The organism is Kitasatospora sp. RG8 (genome assembly GCF_017813315.1).
Lineage (GTDB): Bacteria > Actinomycetota > Actinomycetes > Streptomycetales > Streptomycetaceae > Kitasatospora.
This window is the reverse complement of the sequence record NZ_JAGIYX010000006.1, coordinates 282856-309223: the sequence shown is the minus strand read 5'-3', so window position 1 is coordinate 309223 and position 26368 is coordinate 282856. Positions and strand designations below refer to the sequence as shown.

Genomic DNA, 26368 nt, shown 5'->3' with positions numbered 1-26368 from the left:
GGTGGGGGCGGGTTCGGGGGCGGGGGCGGGGGCGGGGGCGGGGGCGGGCGCGGGCGCGACGGGCTCCGGCCGAGGTGCAGGCTCCGGTGCCGACACGGCGGCCGGCGCGGGCTCGGGTTCGGGGGCGACCTCGGGCTCGGGCGTCGGCGCGGGCTCGGGCGCGGGCTCGGGTTCGGGGGCGGGGGCGATCTCGGGCTCGGGGGCCGGCGCGGGCTCGGGCGTCTTCTCCAGGACGCGAGCCGGTTCGGGGGCGGGCCCGCGCTCCGGCTCCACGACCGCCTCGGCACCCCCGTCCGCCTCGCCCGTCGGACCCGTCGGACCCGCCGGACCCGCCGCGTCCTCCGCCCAGGGCGGGGCCGGGAACCTGTGCGTCTCCGCCGGGTCGCGTTGCTGCCCGATCACCCCGACCGCGGTGTCGAACCAGTCGTCGATGCTGTCCCGTTCCAGCACCGCCTCCTCGACCGCCGCCTCGGCACCCCGCTCGGAAGCCCTCTCGGCCGTCTCCTCGGCCACGGCCTCAGCGGCGTCCCCGGCCACGGCCTCGGGCCCGGCCGTCTCCTCGCCCGCGGCCGCCGGTTCGTCCGTGCGCTGCCGCCCGATCAGCCCGGCCGCCGTCTCGAACCAGTCGTCGACGCTGCCCTCCCCCGCGTGCGCGTGCGGGGTGTCGGGGAGGGTGCCCGCCGGCCCTTCGTAGACCGTGTCCCACCAGCCGTCGTCCGGCCGGTGCTGCTGTGCGGGTGCACCCTTTTTGCTCATCTGGCGGCTCCTGGTCGGTCCGTCTGCGCGCCGCCCCCGGCGGGGCCGGACTCGACGTCATTGTCTCCAAGAGCAACGACGCTGTCCGGCTTTCGGCGACAAACCGTGCACTGATCGGATGCTCCCGATCACCGGGTTCGCCCCACGTTCCGCTTCCGTTCCGTCCGTGCTTGCCGGAACTGCCCCGAGCAGGGTGTTTACGGGGTGTTCGACCCCTTCGGAGGCCGAAAATGAGGGCCGAGGAGGGGCATCGCTTCACTCGTTCGGCTGATTAAATGTCCGCATGACCGCGTCGGCCCCCAGACCATCCCGACCGGGGAGGGCCGTCATCGCGGGCCGCCCGGTGGGTGCGCTCTGGGTCCTGCTGCTGGTCGGACTGCTGACGGTGCTCCCGTGTGCGGGCCAGGCCCAGGCGGTCACGGCCGACCGGTCCGGTCCTCCCGCGGCCGGCCCGTCCACCACCCTGTCCGGCCCGCTCACCGGGCCGTCCACCGACGTGCCGGGACCACTCGGGGCGCCGGGCGCCCCGAAGGCGGCCCACCCGTCGCGCCACACGGACGGACCCCGGCACTGGACGTGGTGCTCCGCCGACGGCGAGCCGCCGCACCGCGACAACGGCTGCTCCGGCCACCCGTACTGCGGCCAGGACGCCCAGCTCCCCAACCCGCCGCCGCAGCCCCAGCCCGCCGTGACGCCGCGCCCGGACACGCCCGAGGCGCTGCCCCGGGTGGTGGCGCGCGGACTGCTGGACGGTCCGCGCCCGGCACCGGATCTGCACGAACTCCAAGTCCACCGGTCCTGAGCGGAACCCACCGCCGGCCGTCCCCCTGCCCGTCCGAGCGGACGGCAGGACGGGCGGCACCGACGGATCCGCCCCTCCACACCCCACTTCAGACCGCCGCGCCCGCAACGTGCGGCGGGGACAAGGACACCACATGGGTTCCGCCTCCAAGCAGTCCAACAAGCCCGGCGGCAAGCAGGGCGCGTCCGACCGCCGTGCCCGGATCGCCGAGCTCCGCGCCGCCGAGCAGCGCCGCGACCGCCGCAACAAGATCGTCGCCTCCGTGATCGCCGGCGTCCTGGTGATCGGTGCGATAGCCACCGGCACCTGGATCGTGGTCGACGCCAACAAGGACAAGAAGGCCAAGGAGGCCGCCGCCAACGCGCCGATCGACGGCGTGAAGACCTTCGGCGACCTGAGCCGCAACCACGTCAAGGAGAAGGTCAACTACCCGATGACCCCGCCGGTCGGCGGCGACCACAACGCGATCTGGCTGGACTGCATGGGCCACGTCTACGACCAGCCGGTCGAGAACGAGCGCGCCGTCCACTCGCTGGAGCACGGCGCGGTCTGGGTGACGTACAACGGCAAGGCCACGCCAGACGACATCAAGACCCTCTCCGACAAGGTCAAGGGCACCCCGTACTCGCTGATGAGCCCCTACCCGGACGAGCAGGGCACCATCACGCTCAACGCGTGGAGCACCCAGCTGGTGGTGGACAACGCCAACGACCCGCGGGTGGCCGAGTTCTTCACCAAGTACGTGCAGGGCAAGCAGACCCAGGAGCCGGGCGCGTCCTGCACCATGGGGTCGATGTGACCGCCGACGCGGTGACACCCGCCGACGCGGCGGCGCCCGGGGAGACGGAGGAGGCGGACCGGACCCCCGGCGCCGCCCGCCGGCGGCTCTGGTGGCCGGCCGCGCTGGCCGCCGCGCTCGCCCTCGCCCTCGGGGTGCCCGCGCTGGTCGCGAGCGGGACGTCCGCGTCCGGCTCGTCCACGCTGACCGCCCCGGCCGACGACTCGCCCGAGGCCGGGTTCGCCCGCGACATGGCGACCCACCACCAGCAGGCCGTCGACCTGTCGTTCATCGTCCGGGACCGGACGGCCGACGAGCCGGTCCGCACCCTCGCCTTCGACATCATCAACACCCAGGCCAACCAGCGCGGGATGATGATGGGCTGGATCGACCAGTGGGGGCTGTCGCAGCACACGCCGGCCAAGCCGATGGCGTGGATGAGGATGAACCACACGTACGAGGCGCACGACGGCTCGCTGATGCCCGGCATGGCCACCAACGCCCAGCTCGCCAAGCTGCGTTCGCTCAGCGGGCGGGAGGCCGAGGTGTACTACCTCCAGCTGATGCTGGAACACCACAAGGGCGGGGTCGAGATGGCCCAGGGCTACGTCGACCTGGCGAAGAACGAGACCGAGAAGCGGCTCGCCCAGTCGATGGTGAACGGTCAGACCTCGGAGATGGGGCTGATCACCGACATGCTCAAGGAGCGCGGCGCCGCCCCCGGCGTGCCCGCGTCCTGAGCGACGACCCGCGTCACCCGGCCGGGGTGCGGCGGACGGTCGGACCGTCCGCCGCACCCCGGCCGTCCGTGCTCCCCGCTCCCCGCTGCCCGCTCCCTCTCCCTGCTCCCGGAGGAACCACCCCATGACGTCCGGCCCCACCCCGCCCGCTGCGGCCGAGCCCCGGCCGTCTGCGGCCGGCACCACCTGGGTGGTCGCCGGCCTGGGCAACCCCGGCCCGTGGTTCAGGCGCACCCGGCACAACGCCGGCTTCCTGGTGGTCGACCGGCTGGCCGAGCGCCACGGCGCCCGCTTCCGGCTGCGCGGCCTCGGCACCCGGGTCGCCGAGATCGAGGTGGAGGGGCGGCGCGTGGTGCTGGCGAAGCCGCAGTGGTTCATCAACCTCTCCGGGCGCCCGGTCGCCGGGCTCCTGCGACGCCACGGCGTCCCGGCCGAACGCCTGCTCGTCGTCCAGGACGACCTGGACTTCCCGTTCGGCACCGGCCGGCTGAAGCGCGGCGGCGGCCCGGGCGGCCACAACGGCGCCCGCTCGGTGACCAAGGCGCTCGGGACGCGCGACTACGTCCGGCTCCGTTTCGGTGTCGGGCGACCGCCGAAGGGGCAGACGGTCGGGAACTTCGTGCTCCAGGAGTTCTCGGCGGACGAGCAGGCCGGGCTGCCGGCGCTGCTGGACCGTTGTGCCGAGGCCGCCGAGACCCTCGTCGTCCGCGGCCTGAACCGGGCGCAGGACGCGCTGCACGCCCCCGCCCCGGTCTGAGCCCGGCAGGGGCCGCCGCGGCGGTGCCGCTTCGGCGGACCTGTCGACCGGTGCCGCGCCGGCAGGGCCGCTGTCGCCGGTGCCGCGTCAACAGGGTCATGTCGCCGGTGCCGCGCCGGCCCGGACCCTGTCGAGGCGGCACCGCACCGGCGCGGAGCGGGGCGAGGCCCCGGCCTGCTCAGACCGCCTTGGGCAGCGGGAAGCTGCGCCGCATCAGCGCGTCGAAGGCGGCGTCCGGCAGCAGCCGCTTGGCCAGCATCGTGCCGCGGGCGAGCGTGCCTATCGCGTACCGGGCCCGTGGGCGCGGCGCGGTGACGGCGCGGACGATCACGCGGGTGGCCGTCTCTGCGGGAACGGCGCCGCCGCGCCGGGTGAAGGCGCGGTTGGCGTACATGTCGGCCAGCTCGCGGCGGAACGCCCCGTACGGGTCGGTCCGGTCGTCGGCCGGACCGCCGTGCATGGTGCCGACGGCGGTGGCGCCGAACCCGGTGATCGTCGGGCCGGGCTGGACCACGACCACCTCCACCCCGAACGGGGCCACCTCCAGCCGCAGCGAGTCGCTGATCGCCTCCACCGCGTGCTTGCTGGCGTGGTAGAAGGCGCCGCCGGGCGGCGAGAAGCGGCCCGCCATCGAGGAGATGTTGACGATCCTGCCGCGCCCGGCCCGGCGCATGCCGGGAAGCACCAGCTGGGCCATCCGGACCAGGCCGAAGACGTTGGTGTCGAACTGGGCCCTGACCTCCTCCGGCGTGGCGGACTCGACCGGCAGGTGCAGCCCGTAGGCGGCGTTGTTGACCAGGACGTCGACGTGCCCGTGCTCGGCCTCGACCGCCGCCACCGCGTCGGCCATCGACCGCTCGTCGGTGACGTCCAGCGCCGAGGTGGCGATGCCCTGGGCGGCCAGGTCGGCGAGCGACTCGGGCCGGCGGGCGGTCGCGTGGACGCGGTGGCCGAGGCGGTGCAGCGCGAGCGCGGCCTCTCGGCCCATCCCGGAGGAACAACCGGTGATCAGCACGGTCTGCGGGGAGGTCATGGTGCGGCCCTTCGGTGCAGGAGGTCCCAGACGGCGGCTTCCGCCCGGTCGATGTCGCCGGGCCCGAGAGCGGCGAGCCCGCCGGGGCGGCGGAGCCGGACCAGCCCGGCGAACGCCCCCATGGCGAGCGCGACCAACTGGTCGGCCTCGCCCTCGCGGATCTCGCCGGCCACCTGCCCGCGCGCGATGAAGTCGGTGGCGACGCGGTCGATCTCGGCGGCCAGCTCCACGCTCTCGGGAGCGAGGAAGGTGTCGTGCTGCTGGTGCTCCAGGAAGGCGAAGGCCTCCGGGCGCTCGCTCGCGTACCGGGTGAAGCCGCGCCAGAACCGGCCGAACTCCTCCCGGACGGAGCCGGCCGGCCCGCCCTCGGCGAGCGTCTCGGCCAGCTGGTCCAGCAGGGCGCGCTTGGCGTGCTGGAACGCGGCGTTGCCGAGCGCCTCCTTGCTGGGGAAGTACCGGTAGATGCTGCCCACGCCGACCCCGGCACGCTGCGCGACGGCGGGCATCTGGGTGCCCTCGTAGGTGCGCTCGGCGAACAGGGCGATGGCGGCGTCGATCAGGGACTGGGGGAGGTCCGGCTTCCTGGGCGTCACGGAATGAATGTTCATTCCGCTCGCCGCCGCTGTCAAGAGTCCTGCGGGCTCCCCGGGGTGCGGAGGCCGCGTGGCCGCGCCGCCGGGCGGGCCAGCGCCACCGCCAGGGCGGCGACGGCGGCGAGCCCGAGCAGCACCGTCCGACCGCCGACCGCGGCACCGGCCAGGTGGACGCCGAGTACGGGCAGCGCGGTGCCGAGGGCCGTGCCGAGGCTGCGGGCCATGTTCACCATGCCTCCGCCGACCGCCGAGCACTCCGCCGGGATCGCCCGCATGACCAGCGCGTTGTTGGCGGGCAGCAGCAGGCCGAGCCCGCAGCCGGCGATCAGCAGGGGGCCCGCCGAGGACGCGCCGCCCGGCGGCACGACCGCGAACAGCAGCAGCCCGGCGCCCGCGACGGCCGCGCCCACCCGGCAACGGGTGACGTCCGACCAGCCCCGGGGCAGCAGGCCGCCGCCGACCGTTGCCGCGAGCGCGAACGCGGCCGGGAGCAGCGTGATCACCAGGCCCGCCCCGGACACCGAGACGCCCGCACCGGTGAGCAGCACCGGGCCCAGCACCAGGGGGCAGAACAGCAGCAGGTAGCCGATCAGCGCGACCACCAGGCCGGGCCGCACCCCGGGGGTGTTGACCAGCCCCGGGGCCAGGAGTGGTCGGCTCGCCCGCCGCTCCTGGCGCACCAGCCCGAGCGCGAGCACCGCCGAGGCGAGCAGCAGCACGGCCACCGCCCAGCCGGGCAGCGGAAGGCCGGAGGCGGTGGAGAGGGCGAGCAGCAGCGCGGTGGTGGCGCCGGTGAGCAGCAGCAGGCCGGGCAGGTCGAAGCGGCCCTCGTCCTCCGCCTTGGCGGGCGCGGCCCCGGGTGCGGCCCCGGGTGCGGCCCCGGGTGCGGCCGGCGTGCCGGGCCGCACGCCGGGCGGGGTGCCCTGCCGCGCGCCGGGCCGTACGCCGGGCCGTACGCCGGGGCGGGCGTCCGGCCGCGCGCCGGGCTGCGCGGGTTCGGCATCGGGGCGGGTCCGGGGCAGCAGGAACCAGCCGGCCAGGATGCCCAGCACCCCGATCGGCACGTTGATCCAGAACACCCAGCGCCAGGAGGCGTGCGCCACCAGCAGTCCGCCGAGGCTCGGGCCGAGCGCCAGGCCGAGCCCCTGGGCGGCCGCCTGGATGCCGAGCGCCCGCCGCATCGCGTGCCCGGGGACGCCGCGCGCCACCAGGGCGACGCTGTTGGCCTGCATCATGGCGCCGCCCACCGCCTGCACCGCCCGGCAGGCCACCAGTACCCCGAGGCTGCCGGCCAGGCCCGCACCGAGCGAGGCCAGCGCGAAGACGGCGAAGCCGCCGAGGTACATGGTCTTGCGGCCGACCAGGTCGGAGAGCCATCCGACCGGCGCGAGCAGGGCCACCAGTACCAGCAGGTACGCCAGCGCCACCCATTCGACGGCCGCGAAGTCCGCGTGGAAGTGGTGACCCAGCGCGGGGAAGACGAGGGCGGTGACGCTGGCGGTCAGCTGCCCGAGGAACGCCCCGAGGCAGACGGTACCGACGGCCAGCCAGTGGGCGTGCCGCCACCGGGCGATGCCGCGCGGCCGGGGCCGCTCGGTGAGCAGCCTGGCGGCGAGGGTGGTGGCGTTCATACGGCGAAATATATCGGATGCAGATATGTTCCCTCTGCGAGCTGACCGTCAGACGATCGGAGCATCGGAGCGGCTGCCACCAGGCGATACGCTGTCCGCCATGTCGCCGTCACCGCCCGTTCCCGACCCCGCCGCCGGACCACAGCGCGAGGCCGCCGAACGTCCGGACCCGGCACCACGCACGGACCTCGCACCCCAGGCGGACCCGGCACCCCGCACGGACCTCGCGCTCCCCGCGATCGAACGCGCGAGGCGGCTCACCGACGTGGTCACCCGGCTGCGCCGCGCCCTGCGCAGCAGCATCCGCACGGACTACCCGTGGGAGTCCCTGCCGATGGCGCAGGTCGAACTCCTCCAGTCGCTCGCCGCCGCCCCGCTGCGGGTCGGCGAGCTGGCCGCCCGCCAGCGGCTCGCTCCCAACACCGTCAGCGGCCTGGTCGGCAAGCTGCTGGAAGCCGGCTTCGTCGACCGCCAGGCCGACCCGGGCGACCGCCGCACCGCCCGGATCGCCCTGACCCCGGCCGGCCGGCGCCAGCTCGACGACTGGCAGCGCGCCCACGAACGCCGTATCGCGGCCGCCCTCGGCACCCTCTCCCCCGCCGACCGCGAGGCCGTCATGCTGGCGCTCCCCGCCCTCGACAACCTCGCCCGCGCCCTCGCCCGGCCGGCCGCTCCCGAATAACCGGGTGCCGCCGGGCGGCCGCCGCCGCTAGCGTCCCGGGATGGACCCCGCGCGTATCCGCCTCGAACCCTGGACCGACGCCGACCTCGCCCTGCTCCGCCGGGTCAACGTCCCCGAGATGAAACAGCACGTCGGCGGCCCGGAGACGGCGGAGCAGCTCCTCGTCCGCCACCGCCGCTACCTCGACTTCGTCCCCTCGGGCACCGGCTGCATGTACCGCATCGTCCTGCTCCCGGAGGCGGCGGAGGGGGCCGGGGGCGAGGCCGTCGGCACCGTCGGCTACGGCACCCGCAGCTGGCAGGGCCGGACCGTCCACGAGATGGGCTGGAACGTCCTCCCGCCCCACCAGGGCCGCGGCATAGCCGCCACCGCCGTCCGCCTGGCCGTCGCCGCCGCCCGCACCTCGGCCCGGCACCGCTACCTGCACGCCTTCCCGTCCGTCGGCAACCCCGCCTCCAACGCCGTCTGCCGCAAGGCCGGCTTCACCCTCCTGGGCGAGACGGACTTCGAGTTCCCGCCCGGCCGCCCCGTGCGCAGCAACGACTGGCGCGTCGACCTGCGTCCGGAGGCCGGCTGACCAGCCGGGCCGGCCGGCCACCCGGTCGGTCGGCCACCCGGTCGGTCGGCCACCTGGCACCACCGCCCTCGGCCGCCGAGCGGTTCCGGCCGTTGGTCGCCGCAGGCCGGTGATCAGCGCCGACGGTCGGGCGGCACCGACGGTAGGGCAGGCCGCCGCCGGTCGGTCCGCCGACCGACCCGGTGGCCTTCCGGCTGCTTCCGGGAGGCCTCCTGGCCGGCCCCGCTCCGGTTCAGAACAGCGCCCCGCTCTCAAGGTCCAGCAGCCACCGCTTCCGGTCCACGCCGGCGGCGAAGCCGGTGAGGGTGCCGTTGGCGCCGAGGACGCGGTGGCAGGGGCGGACGATGAGCAGGGGGTTGGCCCCCACGGCGCCGCCGACGGCCCGGACGGCCTTCGGGGAGGCGCCGGCGAGGTCGGCGAGCCGGCCGTAGGTGACCGTCTCGCCGTAGGGGACGGCGTCGAGGGCGGCCCAGATCTGCCGGCGGAACTCGGTGCCGACGGGGGCGAGCGGCAGGTCGAAGGTGGTGCGCCTGCCCTCGAAGTACGCGGTGAGCTGGGCGACGGGCTCGGCGAGGGCCTCCGGGTCGTGGACCCAGTCGTCGGCGGGCTCGGCGAGCGCGTACTTCTGGCCCGGGGCGGTGACGGTGGCCAGGGCAGCCGGGCCGCCGTCCTCCGGCAGGACGCCGCTGAGCAGCAGCCGGCCGAACGGGCTCTCCATGTGGGTGTAGACGGTGGTGCTCATGCGTCCTGCTTCTCCTTCTGCGTTCCGGTGCTGTGGTCGCCCGCGGCGCCGGCCCAGAGCCGGTGGACGGCGTAGGAGCGCCAGGGTGCCCACGACTCGGCCGCGCGGGCGGCGGACTTCGGGTCGCCGGGGGCGCCGAGCCGGGTGAGGCCGTGGCGGATGCCGACGTCGGTGGGCAGGAAGACGTCCGGGTCGGCGAGGGCCCGCATCCGCAGGTAGCCGACGGTCCAGGGGCCGATGCCGGGCAGGGCGAGCAGCTCGGCGGCCGCCGCCTCCCGGTCGACTCCGCCGTCGAGTCGGACGACGCCCTCGGCCAGGGCGGCGCACAGGCCGGTGAGCGCCCGGCGGCGGGCGGCCGGCATCGCGAAGTCCTCGGGATCGGCCGCCGCGAGGGACGCCGCGGCCGGGAAGAGCAGCCGCAGCCCGCCGCTGGGCTCGGGCAGTGCGGTGCCGTACTTCTCCGCGAGCCGGCCCGCCAGGGTGCGGGCGGCGCCGACGGTGACCTGCTGGCCGAGCACGGCGCGGACGGCCAGCTCGTGCGGGTCGACGTGGCCCGGCGAGCGCAGGCCCGGGCGGGAGCGGACCAGGGCGCCGAGCACGGGGTCGGCGCCGAGCTGCTCGTCGACGGCGTCCGGGTCCGCATCGAGGTCGAAGAGGATCCGCAGCCGCTGGACGGCGGTCGGCAGGTCCCGCAGGTCGGTGAGGAAGAGCCGGCAGTCCAGCCACCCGCGCGTGCGCGGCTCCCCGGGCGCGAGCCCGTCGACCTCGGCGATGCCGTGCCCGTACGGGAGGGCGAGGGTGCGGCGGTAGGTGCGGACGCCGGGCCGCCCGCCGGGGACCACCTCCTCGACGCCGGGGACCGCGCGCAGGGCGAGGAAGTCGACCAGGTGGTCGCTGTCGAACGCGCCGCGGTAGGCGAGGCGCAGGGTGAGGCCGCCGGCCGGGGTGGCGTTGCGCCGGCCGGCGGTGACCTCGGCGCGCAGACCGCTGGGGGTGCGGTCGTAGACCTCGCGGACGGTGTCGTTGAACTGCCGGACGGAGGCGAAGCCGGCCGCGAAGGCGATCTCGGTGACCGGCAGTGCCGTGGTCTGGAGCAGCAGCCGGGCGGTCTGGGCTCGGCGGGCGCGGGCCAGGGCGATCGGCCCAGCGCCGAGTTCGGCGGTGAGCTGGCGCTGGAGCTGGCGGGAGCTGTAGCCGAGGCGGTGGGCGAGACCGGCGACGCCCTCGCGGTCGACCACGCCGTCGCCGATCAGCCGCATCGCGCGGCCGACCAGGTCGGCGCGGTGGTTCCACTCCGGCGAGCCGGGCACCGAGTCGGGGCGGCAGCGGCGGCAGGCGCGGAACCCGGCGCCCTGGGCGGCGGCGGCGCTGGGGTAGAAGGTGCAGTTGGCGCGTTTGGGGGTCACGGCGGGGCAGCTCGGCCGGCAGTAGATGCCGGTCGAGGTGACGGCCGTGAAGAAGACGCCGTCGAAGCGGGCGTCGCGGCTGTCCACGGCCCGGTACCGGATGTCGTCGTCGATCACGCAGTCCAGTCTGCGGCACCGGCGGGCGGTCGACTGGCGGGTATCGGACATGGGCGTGGAGGGTGCGGTCGGCGCGGCCGGCGCGGGCTCCGCTCTCCGGGGGCCGGCACCGGGCAGGGCGGCGCGCGGCACCCGTGCAGCGCGCGGCACCCGGCGGAAAAACGGGGTGCCCTGCACCCACCCCGCGGCTACCGTGACCGGAGTCGGCGACGCGGTCGGCCGCCCACCCGTGACCGCCTCACCCGACCGTCTCACCTCCCTGACCGTCTCACCCCCTGACCGCCTCAGCATCCGCCCCGGCACTGGAGCCCCCATGAGCGAGCAGTCGTACACCGGTCCGAACGACCCGAAGGTCACCGCGCTGCCGGTCGGGGAGTTCGCCTTCCCCGGACCGTTGCGCGACCAGCTGGTCGCGGCCGTCCTGAGCGGTGCCAAGACGAGCACCACCGGTCTGCTCGCCGACTACGAGCACGCGGGCGACCCGCTGCCGCAGGTGGGCGCGCACTACGCGGTGATCGACTCGGACGGCCGGCCGGTCGCGGTGACCGAGACGACCGACGTCCGGGTGGTCCCGCTCGTCGAGGTCGGCCTCCAGCACGCCCTCGACGAGGGCGAGGGCTACACCACGGTGGCCGAATGGCGCTCCACCCATGAGCGGTTCTGGCGCAGCGAGCAGATGCGCGCCGCGGTCGGGGACCCGGACTTCACCGTGAACGACGCGACGCCTGTCGTCCTGGAGCGCTTCCGCCTGGTGGCCGACCTGCGCTGACCCGCCGGGTCGTACCGCACCCCCGCGCGGTCGGTCGCCCCCCGCTGGCCATACCGCGCCCCGGGAGTCACGCCGCGTCACGGGGGCCGTGCCGCATCACGGGGGCCATACCGTGCCCCGGGAGTCGCGCCGCATCACGCCGTCCGGTCCTCGCCGGTGAGCGTGCGCACCGCCCGGTCGAGCCGCGCCTGCCTGGTCCCGGGCGTGAGCGCCTGGAGCAGCGGCAGGATCAGCTGGTAGCGCGCCGTGCGGTCGAGCGCCTCGAACACCCGCCCCGCCACGGGATCGGCTTCGAGCGCCGCCGCGAGGTCGGGCGGCACCGTCGCCGACTTCTGCGACTCGTAGGCCGCCGCCCAGCGCCCGTCCTGCTGCGCCCGGCGCACCTCGGCCAGCCCGGGCTCGCGCATCCGCCCGGCCGCGGTCAGTTCCGCCACCTTGTCGACGTTCACCTGCGACCAGAGGCTCCTGGGCCGGCGCGGCACGTACCTCTGCAGGTAGTACTGCGCGTCGAGCGACTTCCGCTGCCCCGAGATCCAGCCGTAGCAGAGCCCGAGGTCGACCAGTTCGTCGCTGCTGACCGTCGGGATGCCGGTCTTCTTCTTCGCCAGCTTGATCCACACGCCTTCCTGGCGGGTGTGGTGCTCGGCGAGCCAGCTCTCGAACGCCGCGGCGTCCGCGAAAGCGATGATCTCCACCCCGTCGATCTCGTTCCCGTCCATGGGGCTCAGGCTAACGGCGCGCCTCGCCGCCCGGCCGGAAATGCCACCGGGCGGGAGAGCACCGGGGGACGGCCACCGAACGGACGGCAACGGAACGGACGGCTCGGGCCGGGCGGCCACCGGCCGAACGACCACGGCCGGCCGCCGGGCGACGTCCGTCCGGTGCGGCCGGGGTGGCCGAAACGGCCGGGCCGCCAGGGGCCCGGCCGCCGGCGGTCACTTCTTCACGGGCCCTCCCGCGGCACGCACCGACTTGGTGATGGTCTTCCACTTCTTCAGCCGGGCCGAGGCCAGCCGGGCGTCCGAGCGGGAGGCGATCCACTCGCTCTCGCGCTGGAGCTTGAGGTAGCTGTCCATCCGGCGCTGCGGGAGCGTGCCGTCGGCCAGGGCGGCCTGGACGGCGCAGCCGGGCTCGGTGTGGTGGCCGCAGTCGTGGAAGCGGCAGTCCTCGGCCAGCTCCTCGATGTCGGAGAAGGCCATCGCCACGCCCTCGCCGCCGTAGAGGCCGACCTCACGCAGGCCGGGGGTGTCGATCAGCACGCCGCCGCCGGGCAGCGGGATCATCTCGCGGGTGGTCGTGGTGTGACGCCCCTTCTGGTCGACCGCGCGAGCCTGTTGGACGGCCATCACGTCGGTGCCGGCCAGCACGTTGGTCAGCGTGGACTTGCCGACGCCGGACTGTCCGATGACGGCGGTGGTGCCCGGCGTGCAGGCGCGCAGCACGTCGACCCCCTCGCCGGTCTCGGCGCTGACCACCAGCACGGTGACGCCGGGTGCGATGGACTCGACGTCGGACCGGATGAAGTCGGCGTCGTCCACCAGGTCGGCCTTGGTGAGGACCACGACCGGCTCGGCGCCGGACTCCCAGGCCAGGGCGAGGAAGCGCTCGATCCGGCCGAGGTCGGGCTCGGCGGCGAGCGAGGCGGCGATCAGGACGGTGTCGACGTTCGCGGCCAGCACCTGGCCGTCGGAGCGCTTGCCCGCCACCTTGCGGATGATCGCGGTGGAGCGCGGCAGCAGCGCCGCGACGGCCGGCATCGGCTGGGCCGCGAGGTCCACGGCCGCCCAGTCGCCGGTGCACGGGCAGTTGATCATGTCGGCGTCGCCGACCGGCCGGGTGTCGGCCCGGACGGTGCGCAGCTCGCCCGTCTCCGGGTCGGCCAGCACGGCGTCGCACTGGCCCCGGTCGACGCGGACGATCCGGGCAGGCGTCAGCCCGGCCTCGGCGAGCGGGGCGAAGTACTCCGCGAACTCGGCCGTCCAGCCGTAGCCGACCAGCGTTGAGTCTGAGGTCGCGGAGGAGGTGAGGTCGGAGGAGGTGAGGAGAGAAGAAGAGGAAACGGAGGCAGCGTTGAACAACGCAGTGGGCCCTTCGGGAGGAAAGTGATCCCGCCGGGCTACGGCTGCGCGCGCGAGTGCGGCGGTGTCAGCCGGCGGCCGGGAGGGAGAGGTGGTGTGTGCGAGCGCTGCTCAGGGCAGCCGTGACGACAGTGACAGCCACGTGGCTCACCTCCTGCTTTCTCCTTGGGCCGGCGAACAGAGCGGCCCCCGAATGGACTGCTCACACCGTAACGAGCGCCACCGACCCTGCCAACCGGTTTTTGACCTGCGGTTGTTCTGCCGGGACCGGGCGAAGCGGGGCGGAGCACGGCGGAACGGGTCGAACGGCGGCGGAGCGACGGACCGCAACGGACCACGGCGGAGACACGGCGGTTCGCAGCGGACCCGCAACGACCGGTCAGGACGGCCGCCCGCCGTACCGGTGCCGCAGGCCGGGATCGTCCAGCCACCAGGGCCGCATGCCCTGCTCGTCCGCCGCCGGTGCACCCGCCGACCGGGCCTCGGCGGCGGCCGCCTCGAAGCGGGCGTCCAGCTCGGCGTCCACGGCGGCGTTCTCCTCCCGCCCCTGCACGATCATGCGGCGGACCAGCGCGGCCACGAACGGCAGCCCGACCAGGTCCCCGAGCACCCAGAGCGCATTACCGCCCCAGGTCTGGTCCTGCACCGGGCTCGGTCCCCAGGGCCGGCCGAGCGCCTCGTAGTAGTGCCCGGCCACGAGGTGGCCCCCGTAGATCAGCAGGATGCCGAGGGCCGCGTCGAAGACCACCTCGGCGAAGGTGATGAACAGGCCGACCAGGTGCGGGTACTCGTGCCCGACCGGGTCGATCTGCAGGCGCGGCCAGAAGTACGCCAGCCCGAGCGCGACGAGTGCCAGGTGCAGTACGGCGTTCCCCACCGGGCTGGTCAGCGACTCCTCGTACCAGGGGGTGCAGTAGAGCAGCCACGGCGGAGCCAGCAGCAGCGCGGTCGACACGGCCGGGAACATCAACACCCTGGACGGACGGCTGCGCAGCGCCCGCAGGATCCGCTCCCGGCGGTGCGGCGGCGAGGAACGGGCCAGCAGGGAGACCGGGGCGCCGAGCGCGAGCAGCAGCGGGACCAGCATCAGCAGCAGCACGACCTGGACGGCGCGGTCGGTGAAGAGCACCCGCTCGTACACGCCGAGACCGGAACAGGTCGCCCAGACCCAGAGCAGCAGGCCGCCGGCGAAGGCGGCCGTCCTGGTGGGCTGCCAGCGCTCCCCCTCGACCCGGGCGACCGTCCGCACGGCGGACAGGTACCAGCCGCCGAGCAGTACGGCGACGGTGAGCACCAGCGGCTCGGCCGTCCACGAGGTGGCCAGGTCGGACCAGTGCCAGGGCGGCGGCCCGTGGTACCCGACCGTCTGCACCGAAGCGTCCATCCGCCTGCTCACCTCGTCCGTGCCGTGCCACTGCCGCCTCGCCGTCGTCCGGGCGGAATGGACGGCACCCGGCCATGATGGCCATGTAGGAGCGGATCACCGACGTCAGGGCGCCTCTCTATACCCCGGGCCGAACAAGGCTTTGCCAACCCCGGCTCTGCCTTTGCCAAGCATGGTCCCGGCTTTGCCAACCCCGACCCCGGCTTTGCAAAGTCCACCCCTCAGCCACTTTGCAAAGTGCAGGGACCGCGCCCCGGGCCAGGGCCAGCCCCCGCCTCCCGGCTCCCGGCTCCCGGCAGGAGGCCATTCCGGATACTTTGCAAAGCGCACGCCCCGCCCCCTCCCCGAGGCCGGCCACCAACAGTTTGCAAAGTGCGGCCCCCGTGCCGGGCCGCACCCACCCCACCCCTCGTACCGGGCCGCCCCCTCCCCGAACCCACCGGGCCGCAACCGCCGCGGCCGCCGGGCTCGTCTGGAAGGGTGCGCCGTCGGCACTCCGCCCACGGGGAGCCGGCGGGGGGACGCAAGGGTGCCGAGCACTGCACGCGGCGAGGGCCGCCGCCGGGCCACGCGCCTTCGCAACGTCGAGCTCTTCCTGCTCCTCCTCGCCGTCGTGGTCTGCCTGGCCGGGCACGTCGACGCCGCCCTGGGACTGACCGGCCACCTGCCGCCCGGCCTGGCCGCGCACGGCGCCGGCCTGGGCCTGCTGGCGCTGGCCGCCCATCTGGCAGTGCGCCGCTTCGCTCCGTACGCGGACCCGCTGATCCTGCCGCTCGCGGTGCTGCTGACCGGCTTCGGCCTGGTCCTGCTCGACCGCCTGGACTTCTCCTACCGGCTCGCACACGCGACCAAGGGCGACTGGCAGAAGATCCCGACCGCGCCGGCCCAGCTGACCTGGGTGGTGATCTCCGTCGTGGCGGCCGTGGTGCTGATCGCGGCGGTGCGCCACCACCGCGTCTTCCAGCGGTACGTCTACCTGCTGATGACGGGGGCGCTGATCCTGCTGGCCGCACCCGCCTTCTTCCCCGGCGACACCTTCGGGGCGAAGCGCTGGATCCGGCTCGGCGGGCTCTCGTTCCAGCCGGACGAGTTCGTGAAGGTCGCCATCACGATCTTCTTCGCCGGCTATCTGATGGCCTACCGGGACGTGCTGGCGCTGGCCGGCCGCCGGGTCTGGGGGCTGACCCTGCCGCGCGGGCGGCACGTCGGGCCGGTGCTGACGATCTGGGTGGTCAGCCTGCTGGTGCTGGTCGTCGAGCGCGACCTCGGCACCTCGCTGATCTTCTTCGGCGTCTTCGTGGTGATGCTCTACACGGCGACCGAGCGGACCAGCTGGATGGTGATAGGCCTGCTGATGGCCGTCGGCGGAGCGGCCGTGGTCGGCACCCTGGAGCCGCACGTGCACGGCCGGGTGGAGGCCTGGCTGCACCCGCTGGACTACTACCTCCCGGTGCACTCCCCCGCGCTGATCTCGGACCAGCCGGCCCAGGCGCTGTTCAGCCTGGGCACCGGGGGCCTGACCGGGACCGGGCTCGGTATCGGCCACCCGTGGGAGATCGGCTTCGCCGGGCGCAGCGACTTCATCTTCACCACGGTCGGCGAGGAGCTGGGCCTGATGGGGGTGACGGCGGTGCTGCTGCTCTACGCGCTGCTGGTGCAGCGCGGGCTGCGGACCGCGGTCGGCCTGACCGACCCGTTCGGGAAGCTGCTGGCCACCGGACTGTCGGCGGCGCTGGCGCTCCAGGTGTTCGTGGTGGTGGGCGGGGTCAGCGGGCTGATCCCGCTGACCGGCAAGGCGTTGCCGTTCCTCGCGGCCGGCGGCTCGTCACTGCTGGCGAACTGGCTGATGACCGCCCTGCTGGTGAAGCTGAGCGACTCGGCCGGACGGACCGCCCTGGAGCCTTCCCCGTAGCGCGACCACCCACAGACACACCACCCCGATCCCCCCTCCGACGCACCACCCCGGAGCCACCCCGACAGACGCACGGTGTTTGTTCCGGCGGCGCCCGACAGTCCGCTGGTCGGCGATTGACATGATGGGCGGCGGCAAGTTTCAGGTGTCTCCAGCTAGCGCAACGCCTCGAAGCCGAGCAGCAGGGCTTCGAGCGCGAACGCGAACCGCTCGCCGTCGTCCGCGCCGACGCCCTCGCTCGCGGCGCGGACCAGCAGCGGGTACCGCTCCGCCTCCAGCGCGGCCAGCCAGTCGGCGCCGCCCGCCTCCTCGGCGCCGATCACGATCTGGGCCTCCGCCGTCGCGTGGCCGATCACGAACACCACGAGGGAGTTGAGCGCGTGCAGCGCCCGGCCCAGCGGGAAGCCGCCGGCCGTAAGCAGGCGCAGGAGCACCTCGATGTCGTCGAGGGTCGCCGGGGTGACGGCGGGCCGGGAGGTGGCAAGCGGGAGCACAGCCGGGTGCCGCAGCAGGCCCTCGCGCAGGGCGGTGGCGTACGCGCGCAGGGCCGCCCGCCAGTCGGCCGAGCCATCCATGGCAGGGATGGCGGCCGTGAACACCTGCTCCACCAAGCCGTCGAGCAGGGCGTCCTTGTTCGGCACGTAGTGGTAGAGCGTCATCGCCTCCACGCCCAGCTCCTCGCCGAGCGAGCGCATCGTCAGGCCCTTGAGCCCGTCCCGGTCCACCAGGCCGAGCGCCGCGTCGAGGATCTGCTGCCTGCTCAGCCCCACCCGCTCGCCCCGGCCGCGCCGGGCCCCCTGCCGCTGTGCCATGCCTGCTCCTCCTCGCCCCGGACGGGCTTGACTTTCTTACGGGATAAGAGAACACTCTCCCTCAGCAAACTTACCACGTAAGAATTTGTCACAGCAGGGGGAACCACCATGTCGACCATCGCCAACAAGCAGGTCATCCGCGACTTCGTCACCGCGCTCAACGACCGCTCCGGCGACGACTGGGTGCAGCTGCTCTCCCCGTCGGTGATCGACCACAACAAGATCATCTTCGGCGAGGAGGACGCCCCCGGCGCCGCCATCGAGGGCTTCCGCCTCCAGCTGGCCGCCTTCAGCACCGAGGCCGAGGGCGACGGCTTCCACATCCAGCAGCTCATCGCCGAGGACGACGAGGTCGTGGCCCGCCTGCGGGTGGCCGGGGTGCACACGGGCTTCCACGCCCGGATGCCCGAGCCGACCAACCGTCGCTGCGACGTCGAGCAGATCTGGATCTTCACCGTCCGCGCCGGGCAGATCGTCGAGATCCGTGCCGTCAGCGACCGCCTCGGCATGTTCATCCAGCTCGGCTGGGACTGGCCGACCATGGACTGAGCCGGGGCGCTCATCAGCGGGGACAGCACGTCAGCCACACCGTCTCCTTCGGCGGGACCAAACCGGCCGTGATGAGCGAGGCCGCCGCGAAGCTCACCGCCTGACGGCGAACGGGCCGGGGACGGTCATCCAGCTCCGCCACTCCGCAGCCGTGACGGCCCGCCCTTTCCGGCGGGCCGCTTCGACAGACGACAGGCGATCGTCGCCTGGTGCGCAAGGCCCGCGGAGCCCCATCAGGAAGGCGTGGCCGTTCCGGCGGTTCTGCGGTCTCGCAGGTGCGGGACCGGGACGGCCGCAGCCCTCGGAGCGGCGTCCTCCTCGTAGCGGGCTTGCCGGCGCTGTCGCTTTCCGGGCTACGAGCGGACGCTGCGGGAGTGACGGAGATCACCGGCTCCGGCGCTTCGGGCACCGATCGCAGGGCCGTGCGGGTAGAGGCGCGTGCCTGTCACTGAACTCCGGGCCCCATGTCTCCCACCCCGTGGACGAGAAGATCACTTGTTCCATGGGGTGGGGGCGGCACCCAGCCGACTTGGACCACTGCAACGCGCCAACAGGCCGCTCAGGGTCGCCGAGAGAACTTGAAGAGACACTGCAACCAAGCAGGGACAACCACCCCGGAGCCGCCACCAGCGACGGGCCACCCCGCCCCCGCGCCCGCAGCAGCCTCGCCCCCGGCAGGTCAGTCCTGGTCCCACGGCGGCCGCGGCGGGTGGGAGGGCAGCTGGTAGTCGGGCGGCGGCGCGGTCGGCCGGTCGCTGTCCGGGGGCGGCGGGGCGGGCCGGTGGTGCGGGCCGCCTCCGCGGGCGGTGAGGCGCGCCCGGACGTTGTCGGCGGCGAGCACGTCGGCCCAGCGCTCGGGGTACTCGGAGGGCACGTCGACGTCCTCGCCCTCGTCCTCTCCCCAGTGCTCCTCCTCGGCGCCCTCGGCGAGGCCCAGTTCGCGCGCCCGCCGGGCCCGCTCGACGGCGCGCCGGGCGGCCACCTCGCGGACCACCGCGGCGGCGGCCTCCTCGTGGGCGCGTTCGTTCTCGGCGCGGGCGTCGGCGGTCTCCAGGGTGGGCCAGCGGCGGTCTATGGCGGCGTTCATCGCGGCGCCGATGAGCACCGCGAGCGCGACGACGAAGATCCAGAGCAGGACGGCCACCGGTGCGGCCAGCGAGCCGTACACCGACGGGCCCTCGACCGAGCTGACGAGGTAGAGCCGCAGGGCCACGCTGCAGAAGACCAGCACCACCAGCGCGACCAGCGCGCCCGGGATGTCCTCCCGCCAGGGCGTGGAGACGGGCACGGCGAGGTGGTAGAGGGTGGTCAGGAAGACGATCAGCAGCAGGATCGCGACCGGCCAGTAGAGCGCGTTGACGACGGTCGCGATGTCCGGCACGGCGTTCTGCACCAGTCCGGGGCCGGCCATCAGCAGCGGCAGCACCAGCGAGCCGATCAGCAGGGCGCCGAGGTAGAGGCCGAGCGACATGAGCCTGGTCTTGACGATGCCGCGCTTGCCGTCGAGCCCGTACATGACGGTGATGGTGTCGATGAAGATGTAGAGCGCCCGGGAGCCGGACCAGAGCGAGAGCAGGAAGCCGATCGACACCAGGTCGGGCCGGGTGTGGTCGAAGACCTCCTTCAGCAGCGGCACCACGACCTGCTGGACCGAGGAGTCCGAGAGCACCGTCCCGGCGGCCTTGACGATGTCCTGCTTCAGCTTCTCGATGGTGCCGGCGCCAAGAAAGTCGTCGAGGTACCCGAGGGTGCCGGCCAGGCAGAGCAGCAGCGGCGGGATGGACAGCAGGGTGAAGAACGCCGCCTCCGCGGCGAGGCCGGTGACCCGGTACTCGACACAGGTGTTGGTGGTGTCCTTGACCAGGGCCCAGGCCGTACTGCGCCAGGTGACCTGCTTGGCCGCCCGCCGGGAGCCCCTGCCCCGACGACGGGAGGGCCGCTCGGGGTTCGGTCTCGTCGTTTCGCCTGCTGGTTGCACAGGGCTAACGGTATCGGGCCGGAGCAGGTCCGTTGATCTCCGTGTCGTACAGCGGTCACCGGGCACCGATCCGGCGAGCGGCGGGAACGCTCCAGCATCTCGGTATGCGAAACCTTTGCGTCCATAATTCGGACGTTAGTGGACCGCACGTCGTGCGCCGTGCGAATCTCTTGCCATGCCAAGCGCCGGAACCACCCTAGTAGGTCGACTCCACGTCGATCTCCTTCGCGTGTCCAGCGCCATCTGTCCGGTGATCTGAGCCCCACCCCGCCGCCACCCACCGCACCCGGCGCCACCACCCTCGCCATCCCCGCTGAAGCGGATGCGCAGGCGCCCGCCCGGCCCCGGTCACTGCTCTCCCGGCCCTGACAAACCAGCAGGTCACAGCAGCAGCGCACCGCCGAGCACGCCCCAGCGACCCACCCGGCGTCAGAGCCACCTGCCCCGAAGGACTTCACCATGGCCACCACTCCCGAGACCGCCGAGCCCACGGCCGACAGCGCCGCCGAGCGCCGTCCCGCCGCGCCGCGCAAGGTGACCCGCCACCGCGGTGAGGGCCAGTGGGGCATGGGCCACTTCACTCCTCTGAACGCCAACGAGCAGTTCAAGAAGGACGACGACGGTCTCAACGTGCGGACACGTATTGAGACGATCTACGCGCACCGCGGCTTCGACTCGATCGACCCGGCCGACCTGCGCGGCCGGATGCGCTGGTGGGGTCTGTACACCCAGCGCAAGGAGGGCATCGACGGCGGCAAGACCGCCATCCTGGACCCCCACGAGCTGGACGCCGAGTACTTCATGCTCCGGGTCCGCATCGACGGCGGCCGGCTGACCGTCGCCCAGCTCAAGGCGATCGCCGAGGTCTCCGAGCTGTACGGCCGCAACACCGCCGACCTGACCGACCGGCAGAACGTGCAGTACCACTGGATCCGGATCGAGGACGTCCCGGCGATCTGGCAGAAGCTGGAGGCCGTCGGCCTCTCCACCACCGAGGCCTGCGGTGACACCCCGCGCGTCATCCTCGGCTCGCCGGTGGCCGGCATCGCCGAGGACGAGATCATCGACGGCACCCCCGCCATCGAGGAGATCCAGCGCCGCTTCATCGGCAACCCCGAGTTCTCCAACCTGCCGCGCAAGTTCAAGTCCGCCGTCTCCGGCTCGCCGCTGCTGGACGTCGCGCACGAGATCAACGACATCGCCTTCGTGGGCGTGGTCCACCCCGAGCACGGTCCCGGCTTCGACCTCTGGGTCGGCGGCGGCCTCTCGACCAACCCCAAGCTCGGTGTCCGCCTGGGTGCCTGGGTCCCGCTGGACGAGGTCGCGGACGTCTACGGCGGTGTCATCGGCATCTTCCGCGACTACGGCTACCGCCGGCTGCGCAACCGCGCCCGGCTGAAGTTCCTGGTCGCCGACTGGGGCGTGGAGAAGTTCCGCCAGGTCCTGGAGGACGAGTACCTCAAGTACCAGCTGGTCGACGGCCCCGCGCCCGAGGAGCCCGCCGGCCGCTGGCGCGACCACGTCGGCGTGCACCGGCAGAAGGACGGCAACTACTACGTCGGCTTCGCGCCGCGCGTCGGCCGCGTCGACGGCAGGCTGCTCGGCCGGATCGCCGACCTCGCCGCCGCCCACGGCAGCGACCGGCTGCGCACCACCGCCGAGCAGAAGATGCTCGTCCTCGACGTCGCCGAGGACCGGGTCGAGTCCCTGGTGGCCGGCCTGGAGGCGCTGGACCTGCGCGTCACCCCGTCGCCGTTCCGCCGCGGCACCATGGCCTGCACCGGCATCGAGTACTGCAAGCTCGCGATCGTCGAGACCAAGGAGCGCGGCCGCACGCTCATCGACGAGCTGGAGAAGCGCCTCCCCGACTTCGAGGAGCCGCTGACCATCAACATCAACGGCTGCCCGAACGCCTGCGCCCGCATCCAGGTCGCGGACATCGGTCTCAAGGGCCAGCTGGTGACCGACGCCGACGGCGAGCAGGTCGAGGGCTACCAGGTCCACCTGGGCGGCGCGCTCGGGCTGGAGGCCGGCTTCGGCCGCAAGGTCCGCGGCCTCAAGGTCACCAAGGACGGCCTGCCCGACTACGTCGAGCGCGTCCTGACCCGCTACCAGGCCGACCGCGCCGAGGGCGAGCGCTTCGCCCAGTGGGCGGCCCGCGCGAGCGAGGAGCAGCTGTCGTGAGCGAGCCGAGAGAGCGAACCGTGGAAGAGGGGCGCGTCTCGCGAAGCGGACGCCGAGCGAGCCGAGCGAAGCGAGGTGGGCGATGAGCGAGCGAGCGGCACCGTTCTTCTGCCCCTACTGCGGGGACGAGGACCTGCGCCCGTCCGAGGCCGGGCACGGAGCCTGGGAGTGCCACGGCTGCCGCCGGGCCTTCCAGCTGAAGTTCCTGGGACTGCTGTCACCGGCCAACGGGGGTAAGGCGCATGACCGACACGACGACTGACTACGAGCAGCTGGCGCTCAGCGCCGGCCGCGAGCTGGAGGAGGCGACCCCTCAGGAGATCCTGAAGTGGGCCGCCGACACCTTCGGCAAGCGGTTCTGCGTCACCTCCTCCATGGAGGACGCGGTCGTCGCCCACCTCGCCTCCTCGGTCTTCCCCGGTGTGGACGTCGTGTTCCTGGACACCGGCTACCACTTCCCGGAGACCATCGGCACCCGGGACGCGGTCGCCGCGGTGATGCCGGTCAACGTCATCACGCTGAAGCCGCTCCAGACCGTGGCCGAGCAGGACGCCCAGTACGGGCCCGCCCTGCACGACCGCGACCCGGACCTCTGCTGCTCGCTGCGGAAGGTCGAGCCGCTGAACCGCGGTCTCGGCGGGTACGACGCCTGGGCGACCGGGCTGCGCCGCGACGAGTCGCCGACCCGGGCGGACACCCCAGTGGTCGCCTGGGACGCGAGGCGCCGCAAGGTCAAGCTCGCCCCGATCGCCCGCTGGACGCAGGAGGACGTGGACGCCTACGTCAACGCCAACGGCGTACTGCTCAACCCGCTGCTGTGGGAGGGGTACACGTCGGTCGGCTGCTCCCCGCTCTCCTGCACCCGCAAGCCCGCCGAGGGCGAGGACGCCCGGGCCGGCCGCTGGTCCGGTTCCGGCAAGACCGAGTGCGGCATCCACCTCTGACCCGCACGACCCCCCTTCAGATCTCCAGGAGTAACCCCGTGACGACCACCACCCCGGCCGCCGGCGGAGCCGCAGAGGCGGCCCCCGCGGCCGCACCCTGCGAGCGCGGCGCCACCGTGTGGCTGACCGGGCTGCCGAGCGCCGGCAAGACCACACTCGCCTTCGCCCTGGCCGGACGGCTGCGCGCCGAGGGCCACAAGGTCGAGGTCCTGGACGGCGACGAGATCCGCGAGTTCCTCTCCAAGGGCCTCGGCTTCACCCGCGAGGACCGGCACACCAACGTCACCCGAATCGGCTTCGTCGCCGAGAAGCTCGCCGCCAACGGCGTGAAGGTGCTCGCCCCCGTGATCGCCCCCTACGCCGACTCCCGCGCGGCGGTCCGCGAGCGGCACGCCGCCCACGGCACCGACTTCCTGGAGATCCACGTCGCCACCCCGGTCGAGCTGTGCGCCGAGCGCGACGTCAAGGGGCTGTACGCGAAGCAGGCGGCCGGTGAGCTCTCCGGCCTGACCGGCGTCGACGACCCGTACGAGGCCCCCGCGGACCCCGAGCTGCGACTGCAGACCCAGGGCCGCGAGGTGGCCGAGAGCGCCGCCGAGCTGCACGCCTTCCTGACCGAGAGGGGTCTCGCATGACCACCGCGACCGACAGCCTGGTCGACACCGACGACACCCCCTTCGCGCTGTCCCACCTGGACGCGCTGGAGGCCGAGTCGGTGCACATCTTCCGCGAGGTCGCGGGGGAGTTCGAGCGCCCGGTGATCCTCTTCTCGGGCGGCAAGGACTCCATCGTCATGCTGCACCTGGCGCTCAAGGCCTTCTGGCCGGCCGCCATCCCCTTCTCGCTGCTGCACGTGGACACCGGCCACAACTTCCCCGAGGTCATCGAGTACCGCGACCGGGTGGCGGCCAGGCACAACCTGCGCCTGCACGTCGCCCACGTCCAGGACTTCATCGACGACGGCCGGCTGCGCGAGCGCCCCGACGGCACCCGCAACCCGCTCCAGACCGTCCCGCTGCTGGACGCCATCGAGGGCAACAAGTTCGACGCCGTCTTCGGCGGCGGCCGCCGCGACGAGGAGAAGGCCCGCGCCAAGGAGCGCGTCTTCTCCCTGCGCGACGAGTTCGGCGCCTGGGACCCGCGCCGCCAGCGCCCCGAGCTCTGGTCGCTGTACAACGGCCGGCACGCCGTCGGCGAGCACGTCCGGGTCTTCCCGCTCTCCAACTGGACCGAGCTGGACGTCTGGCAGTACATCGAGCGCGAGGGCATCGAACTCCCGGAGATCTACTACGCGCACGAGCGCGACGTCTTCTCCCGGGGCGGCATGTGGCTGACCGCCGGCGAGTGGGGCGGCCCCAAGGAGAACGAGCCCCTCCAGCGGCGCCTGATCCGCTACCGCACGGTGGGCGACATGTCCTGCACCGGTGCCGTCGACTCCGACGCCACCGACATCCAGGCCGTCATCGCCGAGATCGCCGCCAGCCGCCTCACCGAGCGCGGCGCCACCCGCGCCGACGACAAGCTCTCCGAGGCCGCGATGGAAGACCGCAAGCGCGAGGGATACTTCTAAATGAGCACCACCACCGAGACCAGCGCCACCTCCCTGCTGCGCTTCGCCACCGCCGGGTCCGTCGACGACGGCAAGTCCACCCTGGTCGGCCGTCTGCTGCACGACTCCAAGTCGGTGCTGGCCGACCAGCTGGAGGCCGTCGAGCGCGCCTCCCTGAGCCGCGGCCAGGAGGCGCCCGACCTCGCGCTGCTCACCGACGGCCTGCGCGCCGAGCGCGAGCAGGGCATCACCATCGACGTCGCCTACCGCTACTTCGCCACCCCGCGGCGGAGGTTCATCCTCGCCGACACCCCCGGGCACGTGCAGTACACCCGGAACATGGTGACCGGCGCCTCCACCGCCGAGCTGGCCGTCGTCCTGGTCGACGCCCGCAACGGCGTGGTCGAGCAGACCCGCCGGCACGCCGCCGTCGCCGCGCTGCTGCGCGTGCCGCACGTGGTGCTGGCCGTCAACAAGATGGACCTCGTCGAGTACGCGGAGCCCGTCTTCGCCGCCATCGCCGCCGAGTTCACCGCCTACGCCGCCTCGCTCGGCGTCAAGGACGTGGTGGCCGTCCCGATCTCCGCGCTCGCCGGCGACAACGTGGTCGAGCCGTCCGCCCACATGGACTGGTACGGCGGCCCCACCCTGCTGGAGCACCTGGAGACGGTGCCGGTCGGCAGCGACCCGAGCGTCGAGCCGGCCCGCTTCCCCGTCCAGTACGTGATCCGCCCGCAGACCGACGAGCACCCCGACTACCGCGGCTACGCCGGGCAGTTGGCCTCCGGCGTGCTGCGGGTCGGCGACCCGGTGACGGTGCTGCCCTCCGGCCACACCACCACCGTCGCCGGCATCGACGCGCTCGGCCGGCCCACCGACATCGCCTGGGCCCCCCAGTCGGTCACCGTGCGCCTCGCCGACGACATCGACGTCTCCCGGGGCGACCTCATCGCGGCCGGACCGGCCCCCGTCCCCACCAAGGACATCGAGGCCACCGTCAGCCACCTCAGCGAGCGGCCGCTGCGCGTCGGCGCCAAGGTGCTGCTCAAGCACACCACCCGCACCGTACGCGCGCTGGTCAAGGAGATCTCCTACCGGATCGACATCGACACGCTGGAGCAGCGCGCCGCCCCCGACGGGCTGGACGTCAACGACATCGGCCACGTGGTGCTGCGCACCGCCGAGCCGCTGGCGCTCGACGGCTACTCCGACAACCGTCTGACCGGTTCGTTCCTGCTGATCGACCCGGCCGACGGCACCACCCTCACCGCCGGCATGGCGGGCGAGGCCTTCGAGACCGTATCCACCGGCACCACCGAACCCCTTGAGGAGGACTGGGTCTGATGCCCAGCGAGGCGTTCTCGGGCATGGACAAGGAAGGCGGCCGCATCGGCAGCGGCGTCCTCGGCAGCGGCCAGGGCGGCCTGACCCGATGTGTGGGCCGACAGGGCTGAGAACGCCCTGTCACCGGGCCGGCCGCTGTCCCACCCCACAGCTGGCACAGCAGCGCCGTCCCGGCTTGCCCGGCATCCCCCGATGCCGCAAGCACAACCTTGACCGACTTCCGTCCCGAGACCGCCTCCTGACGGTCCGTC

The 26368-nt window shown here is 73.7% G+C and carries 26 protein-coding genes and 1 pseudogene; 16 read left to right on the top strand and 11 right to left on the bottom strand.

What is annotated here, in order from left to right:
* Positions 1 to 756, bottom strand: a pseudogene (locus J5Y04_RS12895) (hypothetical protein); the annotation flags it as partial.
* A gap of 283 nt (positions 757 to 1039) precedes the next feature.
* Between J5Y04_RS12895 and J5Y04_RS12890 the strand changes: the two are divergent.
* The 4 genes from J5Y04_RS12890 (at position 1040) to pth (ending at position 3833) form a co-directional block, all read left to right on the top strand.
* Complete coding sequence (locus J5Y04_RS12890) at positions 1040 to 1558, top strand: hypothetical protein (protein WP_209412093.1); 519 nt, start codon at positions 1040 to 1042, stop codon at positions 1556 to 1558.
* A gap of 133 nt (positions 1559 to 1691) precedes the next feature.
* Entirely contained in the window at positions 1692 to 2357 is a 666-nt protein-coding gene (locus J5Y04_RS12885) for a DUF3105 domain-containing protein (RefSeq protein ID WP_209412092.1), read from the top strand.
* Positions 2354 to 3076: a DUF305 domain-containing protein gene (locus J5Y04_RS12880; protein WP_374106008.1), complete on the top strand. Its 723-nt coding sequence runs from the start codon at positions 2354 to 2356 to the stop codon at positions 3074 to 3076. The genes J5Y04_RS12885 and J5Y04_RS12880 overlap by 4 nt, the downstream gene beginning before the upstream one ends.
* 124 nt (positions 3077 to 3200) lie before the next feature.
* Positions 3201 to 3833: an aminoacyl-tRNA hydrolase gene (pth, locus tag J5Y04_RS12875; RefSeq protein WP_209412091.1), complete on the top strand. Its 633-nt coding sequence runs from the start codon at positions 3201 to 3203 to the stop codon at positions 3831 to 3833.
* 178 nt (positions 3834 to 4011) lie between these two features.
* Here pth and J5Y04_RS12870 read toward each other — a convergent pair whose 3' ends face one another.
* The 3 genes from J5Y04_RS12870 to J5Y04_RS12860 are packed head-to-tail and all read right to left on the bottom strand — an operon-like array spanning position 4012 to position 7090.
* Positions 4012 to 4866: an SDR family NAD(P)-dependent oxidoreductase gene (locus tag J5Y04_RS12870; RefSeq protein WP_209412090.1), complete on the bottom strand. Its 855-nt coding sequence runs from the start codon at positions 4864 to 4866 to the stop codon at positions 4012 to 4014.
* Positions 4863 to 5459 carry a TetR/AcrR family transcriptional regulator gene (locus J5Y04_RS12865; protein ID WP_209412089.1) on the bottom strand — a complete coding sequence of 199 codons (597 nt, stop codon included), beginning with the start codon at positions 5457 to 5459 and terminating at the stop codon, positions 4863 to 4865. The genes J5Y04_RS12870 and J5Y04_RS12865 overlap by 4 nt, the downstream gene beginning before the upstream one ends.
* 32 nt (positions 5460 to 5491) lie before the next feature.
* On the bottom strand, positions 5492 to 7090 hold the full coding sequence (locus J5Y04_RS12860) for an MFS transporter (protein WP_209412088.1): 1599 nt from the start codon (positions 7088 to 7090) through the stop codon (positions 5492 to 5494).
* Between the two features lie 100 nt (positions 7091 to 7190).
* Between J5Y04_RS12860 and J5Y04_RS41585 the strand changes: the two genes are divergently transcribed.
* Together J5Y04_RS41585 and J5Y04_RS12850 are read left to right on the top strand one after the other, a co-directional pair.
* The gene (locus J5Y04_RS41585) at positions 7191 to 7772 is read left to right on the top strand and encodes a MarR family winged helix-turn-helix transcriptional regulator (protein WP_245204689.1); all 582 of its coding nucleotides are present in this window, start codon (positions 7191 to 7193) and stop codon (positions 7770 to 7772) included.
* A 40-nt stretch (positions 7773 to 7812) separates the two neighbouring features.
* On the top strand, positions 7813 to 8349 hold the full coding sequence (locus tag J5Y04_RS12850; protein ID WP_209412087.1) for a GNAT family N-acetyltransferase: 537 nt from the start codon (positions 7813 to 7815) through the stop codon (positions 8347 to 8349).
* A gap of 232 nt (positions 8350 to 8581) precedes the next feature.
* On the opposite strand, the gene J5Y04_RS12845 is transcribed toward J5Y04_RS12850, so the two are convergent.
* Positions 8582 to 9091 (bottom strand): methylated-DNA--[protein]-cysteine S-methyltransferase, encoded by a 510-nt coding sequence (locus J5Y04_RS12845; protein WP_209412086.1) that lies wholly within the window; start codon positions 9089 to 9091, stop codon positions 8582 to 8584.
* Positions 9088 to 10665: a DNA-3-methyladenine glycosylase 2 family protein gene (locus J5Y04_RS12840; RefSeq protein ID WP_209412085.1), complete on the bottom strand. Its 1578-nt coding sequence runs from the start codon at positions 10663 to 10665 to the stop codon at positions 9088 to 9090. The genes J5Y04_RS12845 and J5Y04_RS12840 overlap by 4 nt, the downstream gene beginning before the upstream one ends.
* A gap of 262 nt (positions 10666 to 10927) precedes the next feature.
* Here J5Y04_RS12840 and J5Y04_RS12835 point away from each other — a divergent pair, with 262 nt between their 5' ends.
* A complete protein-coding gene (locus J5Y04_RS12835) occupies positions 10928 to 11383 on the top strand; it encodes an ASCH domain-containing protein (protein WP_209412084.1) in 456 nt (151 codons plus the stop codon).
* Positions 11384 to 11517: 134 nt separating this feature from the next.
* Here J5Y04_RS12835 and J5Y04_RS12830 read toward each other — a convergent pair whose 3' ends face one another.
* The 3 genes from J5Y04_RS12830 to J5Y04_RS12820 all read right to left on the bottom strand — a co-directional run bounded on the left by J5Y04_RS12830 (position 11518) and on the right by J5Y04_RS12820 (position 14845).
* Entirely contained in the window at positions 11518 to 12102 is a 585-nt protein-coding gene (locus tag J5Y04_RS12830) for a YdeI family protein (protein WP_209412083.1), read from the bottom strand.
* 216 nt (positions 12103 to 12318) lie between these two features.
* Positions 12319 to 13461, bottom strand: coding sequence for a ribosome small subunit-dependent GTPase A (gene rsgA, locus J5Y04_RS12825; RefSeq protein WP_209412082.1), 1143 nt, complete (start codon positions 13459 to 13461; stop codon positions 12319 to 12321).
* 379 nt (positions 13462 to 13840) lie between these two features.
* Positions 13841 to 14845, bottom strand: a complete 1005-nt coding sequence (locus tag J5Y04_RS12820; RefSeq protein ID WP_209412081.1) for a cytochrome c oxidase assembly protein — start codon at positions 14843 to 14845, stop codon at positions 13841 to 13843.
* 529 nt (positions 14846 to 15374) lie between these two features.
* Between J5Y04_RS12820 and J5Y04_RS12815 the strand changes: the two genes are divergently transcribed.
* Positions 15375 to 16757 (top strand): FtsW/RodA/SpoVE family cell cycle protein, encoded by a 1383-nt coding sequence (locus tag J5Y04_RS12815; protein ID WP_209412080.1) that lies wholly within the window; start codon positions 15375 to 15377, stop codon positions 16755 to 16757.
* A 155-nt stretch (positions 16758 to 16912) separates the two neighbouring features.
* On the opposite strand, the gene J5Y04_RS12810 is transcribed toward J5Y04_RS12815, so the two are convergent.
* On the bottom strand, positions 16913 to 17569 hold the full coding sequence (locus J5Y04_RS12810) for a TetR/AcrR family transcriptional regulator C-terminal domain-containing protein (RefSeq protein ID WP_209412079.1): 657 nt from the start codon (positions 17567 to 17569) through the stop codon (positions 16913 to 16915).
* A 108-nt stretch (positions 17570 to 17677) separates the two neighbouring features.
* Between J5Y04_RS12810 and J5Y04_RS12805 the strand changes: the two genes are divergently transcribed.
* The gene (locus J5Y04_RS12805) at positions 17678 to 18118 is read left to right on the top strand and encodes an ester cyclase (RefSeq protein ID WP_209412078.1); all 441 of its coding nucleotides are present in this window, start codon (positions 17678 to 17680) and stop codon (positions 18116 to 18118) included.
* Between the two features lie 679 nt (positions 18119 to 18797).
* Here J5Y04_RS12805 and J5Y04_RS12800 read toward each other — a convergent pair.
* Complete coding sequence (locus J5Y04_RS12800; RefSeq protein WP_209412077.1) at positions 18798 to 20096, bottom strand: YihY/virulence factor BrkB family protein; 1299 nt, start codon at positions 20094 to 20096, stop codon at positions 18798 to 18800.
* 175 nt (positions 20097 to 20271) lie between these two features.
* Here J5Y04_RS12800 and J5Y04_RS43920 point away from each other — a divergent pair, with 175 nt between their 5' ends.
* The 7 genes from J5Y04_RS43920 (at position 20272) to J5Y04_RS12770 (ending at position 26117) form a co-directional block, all read left to right on the top strand.
* The gene (locus J5Y04_RS43920; RefSeq protein ID WP_329492070.1) at positions 20272 to 20355 is read left to right on the top strand and encodes a putative leader peptide; all 84 of its coding nucleotides are present in this window, start codon (positions 20272 to 20274) and stop codon (positions 20353 to 20355) included.
* Between the two features lie 200 nt (positions 20356 to 20555).
* Positions 20556 to 22280: a nitrite/sulfite reductase gene (locus J5Y04_RS12795; RefSeq protein ID WP_148645640.1), complete on the top strand. Its 1725-nt coding sequence runs from the start codon at positions 20556 to 20558 to the stop codon at positions 22278 to 22280.
* 82 nt (positions 22281 to 22362) lie between these two features.
* Positions 22363 to 22542 (top strand): hypothetical protein, encoded by a 180-nt coding sequence (locus J5Y04_RS12790; RefSeq protein ID WP_209412076.1) that lies wholly within the window; start codon positions 22363 to 22365, stop codon positions 22540 to 22542.
* Positions 22523 to 23224: a phosphoadenylyl-sulfate reductase gene (locus J5Y04_RS12785; RefSeq protein ID WP_209412075.1), complete on the top strand. Its 702-nt coding sequence runs from the start codon at positions 22523 to 22525 to the stop codon at positions 23222 to 23224. Before J5Y04_RS12790 ends, J5Y04_RS12785 begins: the two co-directional genes overlap by 20 nt.
* Positions 23225 to 23262: 38 nt before the next feature.
* A complete protein-coding gene (gene cysC / locus J5Y04_RS12780; RefSeq protein ID WP_277347278.1) occupies positions 23263 to 23859 on the top strand; it encodes an adenylyl-sulfate kinase in 597 nt (198 codons plus the stop codon).
* Entirely contained in the window at positions 23856 to 24794 is a 939-nt protein-coding gene (cysD, locus tag J5Y04_RS12775) for a sulfate adenylyltransferase subunit CysD (protein ID WP_209412074.1), read from the top strand. Before cysC ends, cysD begins: the two co-directional genes overlap by 4 nt.
* Positions 24795 to 26117, top strand: coding sequence for a sulfate adenylyltransferase subunit 1 (locus tag J5Y04_RS12770; RefSeq protein ID WP_209412073.1), 1323 nt, complete (start codon positions 24795 to 24797; stop codon positions 26115 to 26117).
* The last annotated feature ends 251 nt before the right edge of the window (positions 26118 to 26368 follow it).